Source organism: Nostoc sp. (assembly GCF_036917515.1).
Lineage (GTDB): Bacteria > Cyanobacteriota > Cyanobacteriia > Cyanobacteriales > Nostocaceae > Nostoc.
Genome location: NZ_JBALDE010000075.1, coordinates 23687 through 38096, shown reverse-complemented (window position 1 = coordinate 38096; position 14410 = coordinate 23687). Strand labels below are relative to the sequence as shown.

Sequence of the window (14410 nt, the reverse complement as noted above, 5' to 3'; positions counted from 1 at the left end):
AATTTAATCTTTGGGTAAAGATAATTGTCTAGTTAACTGACCTTTTATATAAGGGATAAACGGCAGATATATTAAACTTATAATAAGAATTTGTATAAAATTAGATATATAATTATCGTCTTCACTTACAAGCATTTTTCTATCATATAAAATGTATAAAATAAAATAAGCAACAATAATTAATGCAAATGGAAAAATTATAATATTAAGTGTCTTAAAGCGTGAATATTTCTTTGGTTTTTTAAAATTTAGTGTTTGAAAAGAACAAAATAAAGCTGGAAAAAAAACGAAAATAACTATTTTTCTTCCTACGGATAAGTCGTTAATCCATGACAAAGAAGCAGTAAATGTAAATACTACTATAATTACCAAAATATAAATTAAAGCAAGTATAAAGTCAAGCAAATAGGTATTTTTAAATAAAAATAAAAGGATAACAACTAAATCCACAATTAAATAATTAATTAATATTGCTACAATAAAATTATCACCATAAAATTTTTCATAAATATCAGAAGCAATAATTTCAGCTTTAAATATTATTTTATCTGGCTCTGGATTATCTGGATATTTTGATTGCTGATTAAAGATATTTTGTCCTGTATAATTTTCTAATATACCAATAATTTTTTGTATATTGCCTTTTTTTATAGATTCTACTAAATTTTTAAGAATACTATTTTTGATATAGTTACATTCTTTTTTATTTAATAAAAAATTAAATATCTTTATCCTTTTCTCTTCAGAAGAATAAAATCTTTCATTATAATATTCTAATTCTAAAAACATCCTATTTTTGTCACTAATTGATTTTTTCAAACAATCTCGTAATTCGTTATTTTTTAACAAAAATAGTTGTAAAGAATGATTATCTGAAAGTTTTTGTAGTTTTTCAAATTTTGAAATTTGCTTTTCTCTCTCTTGAGAATCATCATATGTATTAGAAAAAATGCTCTCTCTTTTCTGCTTTTGGATGACTTTATTCTTATAATCTACTAAAAATAATAAATATTGATTTAATTTTTTAAATTCATTTTGTTCTTTTTTTATTGCAAACAATTTAGTTTCATCTACTTCTTTAACTTCATTTGTTTTATCATACTTTTTATTTATATAAACAGTATAATCTATATCTAAATTAATTGAATGTAGTATTAATAAATCAATGCTTAGTTTGTTTTGAGGAATAATAATAAACGCGCTTTTACAAATCACTGAGAAATAGAAGACTAATGTTGCTGAAGCAATAAGCATTATACAGGCAATATAACATATTAACTCTAAAAACCCTTTACTTTTGCAAGTATTACCATATTGTTTTTCAATATTATAATGAGATAGCTTGTACAACCAATAAATAAGTATTATAATTTCACTAATGGCAATAATAACAATTCCTACTATCAAAAAAATAGATAAAAAATATACTTTAATTGGGACAATCAAAACGATAAAAATAATTATTACATTTACTATTAGTGCATAATAAATAATATAATGTAGTTTGAGTAACCAGAGTCTTGGTCGATTAAGTAACTAAGAATGGTCTATTTTATTCAAAAATTCAGGGAATAGTATCTTAGCAAACCATTTTTGTATTTCCCCAATTATTTTTATCATAACTGTGTTTCAAATAATTTGCGAGTAGATTTGCTAATATCTCTAAAATATTTTAACGATATATTATGTTCGAGAAAAACTCTTATTAAGTCATTACTAGTTACATCTAAAGATGTATGAATAATAAAGCTATTACAGGCTTGCTCAACTGTCTTATAATTAACTGGTTCAAGTAAATCCATTATTTGTTCTTTCGATAGATTGCAATCTATTTCATAAGAGTTATTTTCTCTATCTTCCCCAAAATTTTTAACTGAGCCATTATATTTAGCTTGACCATTTTTAATAAAAAGAATATTATCAGCAATATTCTCAACTTCATATAGATGCTGTGAACTAATAATAATTGATATAGGATTCTTTTTAGATCGAGCAAAATCTCTTAAATCTTTTAAGAAAAGAACTTGAGTATTTATATCAAGATTTGCTAGAGGTTCATCTAAAATAATTAGTTTGGGATTACAAATAATAGCCTTTGCTAGTACAAATCGCATTTTAAAACCACCAGATATTTCATTCCACGACGCTTTTTTATACTGCTCTAGTCCCAGCCGACTAATAGTAAAATCCACTATATCTTGATTATCTTGGCCTGTAATGCCATGAATCGATGCTGCAAAATGTAGATTATCAGCCAATAAACCATACCATTTTGGTAATTCTTGAGGAATGTAGGCGATTTGTTGTTTTATATAATATAAATCTGGTTTACTGTTTAAATTCAAACATGGATAAATTATTTTTCCTGCATTTGTTGGCAGTTCTCCTGCTATTATTTTCAAAAGAGTTGTTTTTCCATTTCCGTTTTCACCAACAACAGCCGTTATTTCACCTAATTTTAAATTGATATCAATGTTACACAGTTGAAATTTGACAGCGCGACTTTTATAACTCTTAAAAATTCCGTAACATTCAAATACTCTTGAAGAAGTAGAATTATTAATTAATTTTCGTTTGGTTATAAACTTATCTCTGTCTAATTCATATTGAGTTTTAGTTTCGTCTATCTTATCCACCTTTTGTGGAAGATAAATATTAATTGGATCTGTAAAAGGTTTTGGCTGACTATAATCGGTATCTTCTGGGCTAGTAATTTCTTCCTTTGTTAGTTTATACTCATTTAAAATTACTTCAGCAAACTCCAAAATTTGTTCTCTGAGTTTCCTCATATCAATCTTGATAGCATCTGTTTTTCCTAAACGACGTTGTTCGTCATTTAAGTCAGTGTATGAAGCTCGAATATTAATAACGTCTCGCCTATAAATTTTGCTATTAGAAAAATCTGTTACAAGATCCATTAATCGCTTTGTTGCTTGATTCAGTTCATTTGAGGCGACTAGGTTTTCAATTTCAGCTGCTCTTGCTTGAGGATCAGCATTATTCATGACTTGCTATCTTGCACTAACTTACATGATATACGTAAATTTGCTTAAGGTTTAGCAAGTCTTGAAATTTCGTACCAACTCACTGGCTAAAATGTGGGTTCCATGAATTTACAAACAGAGTCATCGAATTTGCGGCTATACAGACAAAACCCGCCTACGCGGGTTTCAAATTGTGGAGTCTCGAAAACGGACTACCCACGGTATGCGTAGCGTGCTTTTCCGTAGGAGTACTGTGAGCAAGCCACGAAACGCTATACAAGCATTTATGTTTATGTAGCAATACTTTCTAATTTATAAATATATTTACTGAGATATTCCCTACTCCATCTCTCCTTCAGTTGCTTTTGGCGGTTTACTATACTTGGCTACCAGACTAGCTAAAAGCGGTAAATCGATCGGTTTAGAAATATAGTCATTTACTCCAGCAGCTAGACAGGTTTCGCGATCGCCTTTCATCGCCATTGCTGTTTGAACAATTACCGGAATCGTCCGATATTGCTGATGTTCTCGCAGTTGTTGCACCAAGTTAAGACCATTTTCTTCTGCCAGAAAAACATCCATTAAAATCACAGCTGGATCTAACTGTGTTAGAGCTTCCCACATCTCAGCAGCATTCTTAACCCAAGTCACTTGATATCCCAATTTACGTAAATAAATTTGCATCAAGTCAGCATTGGGTAAATCATTTTCTACCAGCAAAATATCTACAGAGGAACTAGGAGTCAAAGGCAGAGGAGATGAGGAAAATTTTGCTTCCCCTGCTTCCTCTGCTCCCTCCACTCCCGCCTCTTGGTTAAGGGGAAGTATGAGGGTAAAACGGGAGCCGCGATCTACTTCAGATTCTACTTTCATAGAACCACCGTGAATTTGAGCGAGTTTTTGAGTCAGTGCTAAACCCAAACCAGTACCTTCAACACCATCAGCCTTGGCAACTTGAAAATAGCGTTGAAACAGTTGAACTTGGTCTTCTTGGGAAATACCAGTGCCAGTATCCCAAACTGTAAAATGCACAAATACACCTTCAATAACAACCTCTAAGCCAACACTTCCTTCGCTGGTGAACTTTAGGGCATTCAAAAGTAAATTCAAGAGCATTTGCTTGAGTCGCAAATCATCAGCTTCTAGGGTTGTGATATCGAGGTCAATTTCTAGACGTAGGTTTAAACCTTTATCAGCAGCTTTCTCTTTCACCAGTGCAAAGACACTGTCACATACGAATCGTACATCTAGTGTTTCCCACTTCACTGCTAGCTGATTTGCTTCAATTTTAGAAAGATCCAAAATATCATTAATCAGAGCTAGCAAGTGCTTACCACTAGACTGAATGATATTTAAATAGTTTCGCTGGCTTTCTTTAGTTGGTTCAAACCCTGGGGTTAAAAGCATGTAAACTGGCACAGTAATACAATTAAGCAGTGTGCGAATTTCATGACTGGTGTTTGCTAAAAACTGATTTTTCAGTTGATTGGTGCGCTCCAATTCTTGATTAGAGTTACTTAACTGTTGATATTGTTGCTGCCAAGATAATATGTGTCTAAGTTGTACCAAAGCTGTTGTACAGTACTTTGCAGACCTTGCCATCAATTCTGATCTGATTTGAGCTTGCGATTCTATGAGCGACTCATGATCAGAGCTTAGGGGCGGTGTGGCGATAATTAGCCAGCCCATAACGCTGCCAGAATCATCAGCTAACCGCCAAGCGCTCGGTAGTTGTTGATTCTCAAGCTGTTGCAAATCTTCAAGTTTTATCACCTCTTGTAACCTCAACAGCAGCTTTTCTGCTGTCAGCACTTCTAGAAATAAAGGTGGTGAATTTAGGGACGGAGAACGAGAAACATAGCAAACTCTGGCAACAGTTTCTTGTGGTTGGCACATAGCGATGCCTACGGCACATTCTGTAAGTGCCAGATTACTGCTGTCAACAGCACTGTTAATCTCGTTAACCAGGGTTTGGAAAATTTCCGCTTGTGCGGCTTCTGGCTGTGGGACAGTGTTACAAGCAGAAAGCAAGCAATCATTAAGGCGACTTTGCAACTGGTTTAAGCTGCTCTCTAGCCACAGCTGCGCGCGAAGTTGCTCTATTGTTGTCAAAAGTTTTGGCGTTGCATCTATCAGTGAGTTTTGGTCTGGTAAGCTTGAATACTGCTGCATGGTCAACTAGACCGCTAAACAAATTTAGCTTTGCATAAAATCCTAAAAGGATTTTATGTATATTAGCCGAGAATTCTTTTTTATTTATAAACGATAACTTATGTTGTTATAAACCATAACTTATGATGTCGAGTTTAGCAGCTAGTTCAAAAAAAAATTATTGTATGAACTACTAACTTAAAATTTTCCAAACGTAACTTAAGACTTATGGATACACAATTCGCCCAACTAATCGTTAATGGGATTGCGGTGGGGAGCATTATTGCTCTAGCCGCAGTTGGACTAACTCTTACTTATGGAATTTTACGGCTATCTAACTTTGCTCATGGTGACTTTCTCACTTTAGGAGCTTATCTAACTTGGCTGATAAACACCATTGGAGTCAATATTTGGCTGTCGATGATCCTGGCAGCGGCAGGAACAGTAGCAGCAATGCTGTTATCGGAAAAGTTACTGTGGTCAAAGATGCGCTCTATCCGTGCTACTTCTACTACGCTGATTATTATTTCTATCGGGCTTGCCTTATTTCTTCGCAATGGAATTATTTTTATCTGGGGCGGCAAAAACCAAAATTATAATTTACCTGTTACTCCGGCTTTAGATATTTTGGGTTTAAAGATACCGCAAAATCAATTATTGGTATTAGGGTTGGCGGTGCTAGCAATTTTGGCGCTGCATTACTTGTTGCAAAATACCAAAATTGGTAAAGCGATGCGAGCAGTTGCCGACGATCTGGATTTAGCCAGGGTTTCAGGTATCAATGTTGACCGAGTAATTTTTTGGACTTGGCTAATAGCTGGCACTCTTACGTCTTTGGGCGGCAGTATGTATGGGTTAATTACAGCCGTGCGTCCGAATATGGGATGGTTCTTAATATTACCATTATTTGCCTCAGTAATTCTTGGTGGGATTGGCAACCCCTATGGTGCGATCGCAGCAGCTTTTATCATTGGCATTGTCCAGGAAATCAGCACTCCTTGGCTGGGTTCACAGTATAAACAAGGTGTTGCACTGTTGATCATGATTTTGGTGCTGCTCATTCGTCCCAAAGGTTTATTTAAAGGAACGATTTGAGCAGCACCACTCCACTTCTAATTATTCAATAATGTGGAAATACCAGGCTGCTACCAGGAAATTGATAGCTAACAAGAACAGTGCCCAGCCTGTGCGAAAGGCGTAGGGAGGTTTAGCTCCACTGTCGGCAACTGGTAAATCTTTGTTTTTAGCGGTCATAATGCGGTTCTCCTAATGTCAGGACTTTTTAAGAAATACCAAATTGGTGTACCAAATACTCAAATTCTTTAAGAATATTTGTGTGAAGTTGGAAATTGGGCATGGGGTATTGGGAATGGGGCATTGGGGAGATATTCTCCTTCGTCTCCCTTGTCCCCTTGTCTCCCTCATCCCCCTACTCCCTCCTCTCCAGCATGATAGGAACTGCGAACCAGAGGTCCAGAGCGAACATGGTTGAATCCCATTTCCCATGCTAATCTGCCGAGTTGATCGAATTCCTCTGGAGTCCAATATTTTTGGACTGGCAAATGTTCTAGAGAAGGACGCATATACTGCCCAATAGTCAAGCGATCGCACCCCACAGTCCTTAAATCAGCCATTGCTTTAATGACTTCATCAAGTGTTTCTCCGTGTCCCAGCATCAAACCTGATTTGGTGGGAATTGTTGAATCGATTTCTTTGACCATAGCCAGCACCAAGAGTGAGCGATCGTACTTGGCTCCCCGGCGCACTGGCCCAGTTAAACGTTGCACTGTCTCGATATTGTGATTAAAACAAGCTGGTTTGGCTTTGACAATCATCGCTATCCGCTGGCGTTGACCTAACTCCCCAACACCAGCACCACCCCAAAAATCTGGGGTCAGCACTTCTATTTGAGTCTCTGGGTTCAATTGGCGGATAGTCGCGATCGTCTTTACAAAGTGCCCTGCCCCCTGATCGGGCAAGTCATCACGGGCTACAGAAGTCAGCACCACATAACGCAATCCCAAAAGCTGCACCGCCTGGGCAACCTTTTCAGGTTCCTCTAAATCAAGAGGCATTGGTGCATGACCTTTATCTACTTGACAGAAAGCACAAGAGCGTGTGCAGGTAGGCCCCATTAGCAAGAAAGTTGCAGTTTTTTGGGCATAGCACTCTCCCCGGTTGGGACAGTGTCCTTCTTCGCAAATTGTGTGAATTTGGCGCTGCTTAATAATGCGTTGTACGGTAGAGATTTCACTGGCTTTGCCAATTGGGCGACGTAGCCAGCTAGGCATTGCCGTAATTTCAGACTTTAGGTCGGCTTGTTGTGACGAAATCATAGACATCCCAGCAAGATGCGGATATAGATGTAGTGGTCTGTTGATTAAATATCACCATGACACAAATTGAAAAGAGCGCGAGTAAAAGTTTTGCAAAACACCTCTAGCAATGTCATTTATACCGAAATATACTATCCCCCAATTGCTAGAAATTTTGTATATAGTGGGAGGATTCTCAAGGACAATCGGCAAAGCCGCTATTTACACTTATAGTTTCTGTTAGAGCAAACAGTCGTGGCAAGCAACAAGATTTTAGTTATCGATGACACTACAGTTGTCAGGGTAAAAGTACGAGAAATGTTGCCTCCGGGTAATTTTGAGGTACTGGAAGCAAAAGACGGTGTGGAAGGACTAAATTTCATCCTTCAGGAAAAACTCAGCCTGATTATGCTGGATTTCCTGTTGCCTAAAATGAGTGGCTGGGAAGTTTTTCAGCAAGTTCAAGCCCACCCAGAATTAAGAAAAATTCCTTTAGTGATCATGTCTGGTCGCAAGGAAGAGGTGACTGAGAAAATCACAGAACCATTTGAATATTTTGAATTTTTGGGCAAGCCTTTTGATCAAAAACAACTAATTGGCGCGATTAAGTTAGCTATGGCTAAGGCGAAACAGCCACGCCCAGAACTAGTTTCAGTAGGAGCCGTGGTTGGCGTCAAAAATGGCACAGTAGCAACCTCTAGTGTCACCAATGGTACGGTAGTAGCCCCTAGCGTCACAACCCCCAGTACTGGAGGAGTCTCCGAGGCAGAAATTAATGCATTGAATGAAAAAATTGTGAAAATGCAGGCAGAAATTGATGGTTTGAAGAAACAGCTAACTCAGGTTGTGACTTTTATTAAACAAAAAATCAAGTAGTATTTGTGCTCGTTATTATTATCGCAGCCAAAAATACACCATCTATAATTGGTGTCCGATTAAAAGCGGATAAAAATAGTTAGTTCAAAAACACTTATGTTGACAAATCATCATTATTTAGTGAGGTACAGCTTTACCAAGCTAAGGTAAAGCTGTACTTTATCTTCCCTCTTTGTAAGTTCAAAGAGGGGTTGTGGTTGAAGTTTTGATATCTACTTAACTTGATGAGAAAACGCTACAGCTCAAAATTCAGATATTTAGTAAGAAAAATATATTAAAAGTCATATTTTATAATACAAGTTAAACAAAAAAATCCTATTTCATGATGAGGATAGTCTTTGCGCGGGAATAATAAGCCATAGAAACAATAATTATGAGCATAGTCCACAATGTTAGTAGTATTGGATACATTATATTCGTTTCTTGGCTATCGCATTACTGAACAAATCTACTCAGGCAGTAAAACCCTGGTTTATCGGGGTATTAGAGAAGAAGACCAAAAATTAGTCGTTCTCAAATTGATGCGGAATGAATATCCTACCTTTGCGGAAATAGCTCAGTTCCGAAATCAATATATCATCACCAAAAACCTTGATCTTCCTGGCATAGTCAAAACCTATAGTTTAGAAAATTACCGTAACAGCTATGTCTTAGTAATGGAAGATTTTGGCGGTATTTCCCTCCAAAACTGGCGAATAGAGAACAAGGGCAAAAAGGAAAACTGGCTTTCCCTCTCCGAGTTCTTCCACATTGCGATTAAAATTGCTTCTACCCTGGAAAGACTGCATCGCGATCGCATCATTCACAAAGATATCAAGCCTGCCAACATCCTCATAAACCCTAGCACAAATGAAATCAAACTCATCGACTTTAGTATTGCCACCCTTCTGCCAAGAGAAATTCAATTTCTCACGAATCCCAACATCTTAGAAGGTACTCTGGCTTACATTTCTCCAGAACAAACCGGAAGGATGAACCGAGGTATTGACTACCGCACTGATTTTTATTCCCTCGGTGTCACCTTCTTTCAGCTCCTCACCGGACAGTTACCCTTCACCAGCAAAGATCCGACAGAGTTAGTTTATTCTCACATTGCCAAACAACCGCTAAGAGCCAGTCGAATTAACTCCAATATTCCGCCAATTTTGTCTGACATCATCAGCAAGCTGATGGCAAAAAATGCTGAAGACCGCTATCAAAGTGCTTTGGGGTTAAAGCATGACTTGGAGACGTGCCAAAGCCAATGGCAAGAAACAGGAAATATAGCATCTTTTGAACTCGGTGTGAGAGACATCTCAGACCGTTTCATAATCCCCGAAAAACTCTACGGTCGCCAAAGTGAAGTTGAAACCCTACTCGCTGCTTTTAAGCGTGTAACAGAAGGGGCAACAGAAATGATATTAGTCGCAGGTTTCTCTGGCATTGGCAAAACTGCTGTGGTCAATGAAGTCCACAAACCTATTGTGCGGCAGCGTAGTTACTTCATCAAAGGCAAATTTGACCAGTTTCAACGTGATATTCCTTTGTCAGGATTAGTGCAAGCCTTTCGGGACTTAATCGGGCAACTGCTCTCAGAAACTGATGCCCAAATTCAACAATGGAAAGTCAAAATTCTGCGAGAATTGGGTACACAAACTCAGGTGATTATTGATGTTATTCCTGAACTCGAACAGATTATTGGTAAGCAACCTCCAGTGACTGAACTCTCTGGCAGTGCTGCTCAAAATCGCTTTAATTTATTGTTTCAAAAATTCATCCAAATCTTCACAAATAAAGAACATCCCCTGGTTATATTTCTCGATGACTTGCAATGGGCAGATACGGTTTCCTTGAAATTAATTCAATTATTAATGTGTGAAAGCATGTTGTCTTCTTTTTCAGAAGAGACAGAACAGATACGTGAAACCAAAGGAGGTTTATTATTAGTTGGTTCCTATCGAGATAATGAAGTTTCCAAGGCACATCCGCTTTATTTGACACTACAGGAGATTCAAAAAACAGGAGCAATCATTAATACAATTACTTTAGTACCTCTAAATCAGAGTGATTTAAATCATCTAATTGCTGATACACTTCATTGTTCTGAATTAATTGCTGTTTCTCTTACCCAGATGGTATTTGCTAAAACTAAAGGCAATCCCTTCTTTTCTGTTCAATTTATAAAATCTTTATATGAGGATGGGCTAATTGTATTAAATTTTGATGCTGGTCATTGGCAGTATGATATTTCTAAAATTAAAGATTTAGCTCTCACGGATGATGTCGTAGAATTTATCACCCTACAAATAGAAAAGTTGCCAATATATACCCAAAAAGTTTTGAAACTAGCTGCCTGTATTGGGAATCAATTTGACTTAAAAACTCTGGCGATCGTAAATGAAAAATCTGTAGTAGATACAGCATCAGACTTGTGGCAAGCATTACTTGATGGACTAGTTTTACCACAAACGGAAAATTACAACATTTTTTCAAAAGATAATACTAATCAAGAATTCATTGTTCATGGAACAGAATCTACACAATTTTCAAATTTTAATTTACAGTTACCTAAGTATAAATTTGTCCATGATCGAGTGCAGCAAGCCGCTTATTCTTTAATTCCTGAAGAACAAAAAAAGTCAATTCACTTAAAAATCGGGCTACTTTTATTGAACAATATTCCTGTTGCAGAACAGGAAGAGAAGATTTTTGAGCTTGTCAATCAGTTTAATATCGCAGTAGAATTCATCTCCCCTCAAGCTAAACGAGATGAACTGGCCCAGATGAATCTAATTGCTGGACGTAAAGCTTTAGCATCAACAGCTTATCCCGCTGCTGTTAAGTATTTAACTATCGGCATCCAACTGCTGGCAAGTGATAGTTGGGAGACTAAATATCAACTAATTCTAGCTTTGTATGAGACAGGAGCAGAGGCGGCGTATCTAGCTGGCGACTTTAGGCAAATGGAGCAATTAGTAGAGGTAGTGTTGACACGAGCAAAAACACTGCTGGAGAAAGTAAAAGTTTATGAAGTCAAAATTAAAGCTTATGGAGCGCAGAACCAAGCACTAGAATCTGTTAGGACTGCACTAAGTGTTCTAAAATTGTTGGAAGTTGAGTTGCCTGAAAATCCCAGTCAGTCAGATATTCAGCTAGCGATCGCTGAATTAACATCAAATTTAAATGGAAAGCAGATTGAGGATTTAATTGATCTGCCAAAAATGACGGCAGAACAAACATTGGTAGTTATGCGGATTCTATCGAATGCGCTTTTTTTCGCCTATGCAGTTACTCCTGAACTTTTTTCATTGATTGTTCTTAAACAAATCAACTTATCGCTCAAATATGGCAATGCCCCCTTGTCCGCCTTTGCATACGTTCTTTACGGAACGATCCTCTGTAGCGAAAAAGGAGATATTCAGTCTGGCTATGATTTTGGCAAACTGGCTTTAAGTTTGGTAGCTAAGTACAATGCTAAAGAAGTTGAAGCAAAAGTTATGCAGGTATTTCATGCAGGTATCCGCCATTGGAAGGAGCATCCTAAGGAAACATTAAACAGTGTACTGGGGAGTTACTCTCTAGCGATGGAAACAGGAAATTTAGAATTTGCAGCCTTAGCTCTTCAGTTTTATTGTTTCTGTTCTTATTCCATAGGTAGAGAACTGACAGGGCTGGAACGCGAGATAGCAAACTACAGCAATGCCCTCAAGCAAATCAAGCAAGAAAGAGCCTTAAACTGGAATTGTATCTATCAACAGAGTGTCTTAAATTTACTGGGCATTGTAGAAGATCCTTGTCGTTTAATTGGTGAAGCCTATGATGAAGAGAAAATGTTGCCACTTCATTTGGAAGCCAAGGATGGAATCGGACTTTTTTATTTATATTTCCATAAACTACATTTATACTACTTGTTTCAGCAGTTCCCTCAAGCAGCTGAAAATGCCACCTTAGCTGAAAAGTATTTAGATAGTGGTACAGGACAACTAGTTGTTCCTGTTTTCTATTTTTACGATTCTCTAGCCAAACTGGCGGTGTACACTGATGCACCTGATTCAGAGCAAAAGCGTATTCTCGATCGGGTGCAAGCTAATCAGGAAAAAATGCAATATTGGGCATATCACGCCCCAATGAATAATTGGCATAAATTTTATTTGGTAGAAGCAGAAAGGCATCAAGTTGAAGGGAAATATTTTGAAGCAATGGAAGAATACGACCGTGCTATCTCCCTAGCTCAAGAACATGACTACAATAATGAAGTAGCTTTAGCTCAGGAACTTGCAGCTAAATTTTATCTAAAATGGGGCAAGCAGAAAATCGCCCAAACCTACTTAGTTGATGCCTACTATGGATATGTTAATTGGGGAGCAAAAGCGAAAGTTGACGATTTGGCAAAACGCTATCCCCAATTACTCACTCCTATATCCCAGCAACAAAAACTGAGTATCCCTGCTAATGAGGAAAGCGCTTCTTTCAATAGCATATCTATATCATCTTTATCTACCCTAAGTAATCAACAAACTGTTATTCGCTCGAAGATAAGTATTTCTGATTCTCTAGATTTAGCCGCATTTATTAAAGCATCTCAAGCACTTTCTGGGGAAATCGAGCTTGAGCGACTACTTTCTACTTTAATGGAAGTTGTTATGGAGAATGCAGGAGCTTCTAAATGCGCTTTAATTTTGAGTGAAGGTGACAACTTAGCATTAACTGTTACAGCAGTTTGTTCAAGTTCAAATTTTGAGCATACCTACACTGAGTTTCCATCAACTTGTCTTGAATCAAGCTACGATGTTCCCATTACTTTGATTAACTATGTTAAACGCTCTAGAGAAATCTTGGTTATTGATGATCCAATAGCTGTTTCTTTTCTAGCAGGTGATGGTTATATAATTAGTGAAAAACCTAAGAGCTTATTGTCTATACCGCTTCTAAATCAGGGTAAATTGATTGGGATTCTTTACCTAGAAAATCGTCTGACAATAGCAGCATTTACACGCGATCGCGTAGAAGTCCTCAAACTCCTCACCACTCAAGCTGCAATATCCCTAGAGAATGCTATTCTTTATAAAAATTTGGCACAAGCTAAAGAAAGCTTGGAAGAATACAACCATACTCTAGAGAGAAAAGTTCAGGAAAGAACCCAAGAACTCAACGACAAAAATTACTCTTTACAACAAGCTCTACAAGAATTGCAACATACCCAAATCCAATTGATTCAAAGTGAAAAAATGTCTTCTTTGGGACAAATGGTGGCGGGAATTGCTCATGAAATCAATAATCCTATGAATTTTATTCATGGCAATATTAATCATGCTAGTGAGTATGTCCAAGAATTGCTGAATTTGATAGTTATTTATCAGCAAGAATATCCCCATCCTTACCCTTTAGTTGAAGAGAAATCTGAAAAGATTGACATAGATTTTTTATTAGAAGACTTGCCCAAGATTCTAGATTCAATGAAAGTGGGCAGTTCGCGTATCCGAGATATTGTTTTGGGCTTACGCAATTTTTCTCGCCTAGATGAAGCCGAAATGAAGCCTGTAGATGTTCATGAGGGAATAGACAATACCTTAATGATTTTGCAGCACCGACTGAAACCAAATAGCAATTTACTAGAAATTGAAGTCATCAAAAAATATGGAAAATTACCGAAAGTTATTTGTTACCCTGGTCAACTAAATCAGGTATTTATGAATATCTTGAGTAATGCAATTGATGCTTTAGAAGAGTCATTTATCATAGATCATCCATCATTCGTAAACGCTCGAGAAGAATTAACAAATGACATAGATACGTCACCAACTTCTCATCGTGTAGGACAAATTCACATTTTTACTGAACTAACAGATTCTAATAGAGCGATAATTCGGATTACTGATAACGGTTCTGGCATGACAAAAGCCGTGCAGCAGAAAATATTTGACCCATTTTTTACCACCAAGTCAGTAGGAAGTGGTACGGGTTTAGGGTTGTCGATTAGCTACCAGATTGTCGTCGACAAACACAAAGGTAATTTAACCTGTGATTCTACACTAGGAAAAGGGACTGAGTTTACTATTGAGATACCAATGCAACAGTTAGAGGACTAGATGAGTAATTGATCCA

Annotated in this window: 8 protein-coding genes; 3 read left to right on the top strand and 5 right to left on the bottom strand. The window is 37.1% G+C overall.

What is annotated here, in order from left to right; all coding sequences use genetic code 11:
- Nucleotides 1-3 precede the first annotated feature (3 nt).
- The 3 genes from V7K89_RS09100 to hrmK form a co-directional block, all read right to left on the bottom strand.
- Nucleotides 4-1446 carry a hypothetical protein gene (locus V7K89_RS09100; protein ID WP_335186391.1) on the bottom strand — a complete coding sequence of 481 codons (1443 nt, stop codon included), beginning with the start codon at nt 1444-1446 and terminating at the stop codon, nt 4-6.
- Nucleotides 1447-1616: 170 nt separating this feature from the next.
- Complete coding sequence (locus V7K89_RS09095; RefSeq protein WP_335186389.1) at nt 1617-3005, bottom strand: ABC transporter ATP-binding protein; 1389 nt, start codon at nt 3003-3005, stop codon at nt 1617-1619.
- A gap of 318 nt (nt 3006-3323) precedes the next feature.
- A complete protein-coding gene (hrmK, locus tag V7K89_RS09090; protein WP_335186387.1) occupies nt 3324-5156 on the bottom strand; it encodes a hybrid histidine kinase/response regulator HrmK in 1833 nt (610 codons plus the stop codon).
- 207 nt (nt 5157-5363) lie between these two features.
- On the opposite strand from hrmK, the gene V7K89_RS09085 reads away from it, so the two are divergent.
- Nucleotides 5364-6230: a branched-chain amino acid ABC transporter permease gene (locus V7K89_RS09085; protein WP_322717901.1), complete on the top strand. Its 867-nt coding sequence runs from the start codon at nt 5364-5366 to the stop codon at nt 6228-6230.
- Between the two features lie 21 nt (nt 6231-6251).
- On the opposite strand, the gene V7K89_RS09080 is transcribed toward V7K89_RS09085, so the two are convergent.
- Together V7K89_RS09080 and lipA are read right to left on the bottom strand one after the other, a co-directional pair.
- A complete protein-coding gene (locus V7K89_RS09080) occupies nt 6252-6389 on the bottom strand; it encodes a photosystem I protein PsaX (protein ID WP_229454804.1) in 138 nt (45 codons plus the stop codon).
- Nucleotides 6390-6556: 167 nt separating this feature from the next.
- Nucleotides 6557-7471 carry a lipoyl synthase gene (gene lipA, locus V7K89_RS09075; protein ID WP_335186385.1) on the bottom strand — a complete coding sequence of 305 codons (915 nt, stop codon included), beginning with the start codon at nt 7469-7471 and terminating at the stop codon, nt 6557-6559.
- 234 nt (nt 7472-7705) lie between these two features.
- Here lipA and V7K89_RS09070 point away from each other — a divergent pair, with 234 nt between their 5' ends.
- Both V7K89_RS09070 and V7K89_RS09065 read left to right on the top strand, forming a co-directional pair.
- Nucleotides 7706-8326 carry a response regulator gene (locus tag V7K89_RS09070; protein WP_335186383.1) on the top strand — a complete coding sequence of 207 codons (621 nt, stop codon included), beginning with the start codon at nt 7706-7708 and terminating at the stop codon, nt 8324-8326.
- Between the two features lie 389 nt (nt 8327-8715).
- The gene (locus V7K89_RS09065; protein WP_335186381.1) at nt 8716-14394 is read left to right on the top strand and encodes an ATP-binding sensor histidine kinase; all 5679 of its coding nucleotides are present in this window, start codon (nt 8716-8718) and stop codon (nt 14392-14394) included.
- Nucleotides 14395-14410 lie beyond the last annotated feature (16 nt).

Bases quoted from the DNA above. Each gene is read 5' to 3' on its own strand.
- V7K89_RS09095 (WP_335186389.1), bottom strand. From the start codon at position 3,005: ATGAATAATGCTGATCCTCAAGCAAGAGCAGCTGAAATTGAAAACCTA.
- hrmK (WP_335186387.1), bottom strand. From the start codon at position 5,156: ATGCAGCAGTATTCAAGCTTACCAGACCAAAACTCACTGATAGATGCA.
- V7K89_RS09085 (WP_322717901.1), top strand. From the start codon at position 5,364: ATGGATACACAATTCGCCCAACTAATCGTTAATGGGATTGCGGTGGGG.
- V7K89_RS09080 (WP_229454804.1), bottom strand. From the start codon at position 6,389: ATGACCGCTAAAAACAAAGATTTACCAGTTGCCGACAGTGGAGCTAAA.
- lipA (WP_335186385.1), bottom strand. From the start codon at position 7,471: ATGATTTCGTCACAACAAGCCGACCTAAAGTCTGAAATTACGGCAATG.
- V7K89_RS09065 (WP_335186381.1), top strand. From the start codon at position 8,716: ATGTTAGTAGTATTGGATACATTATATTCGTTTCTTGGCTATCGCATT.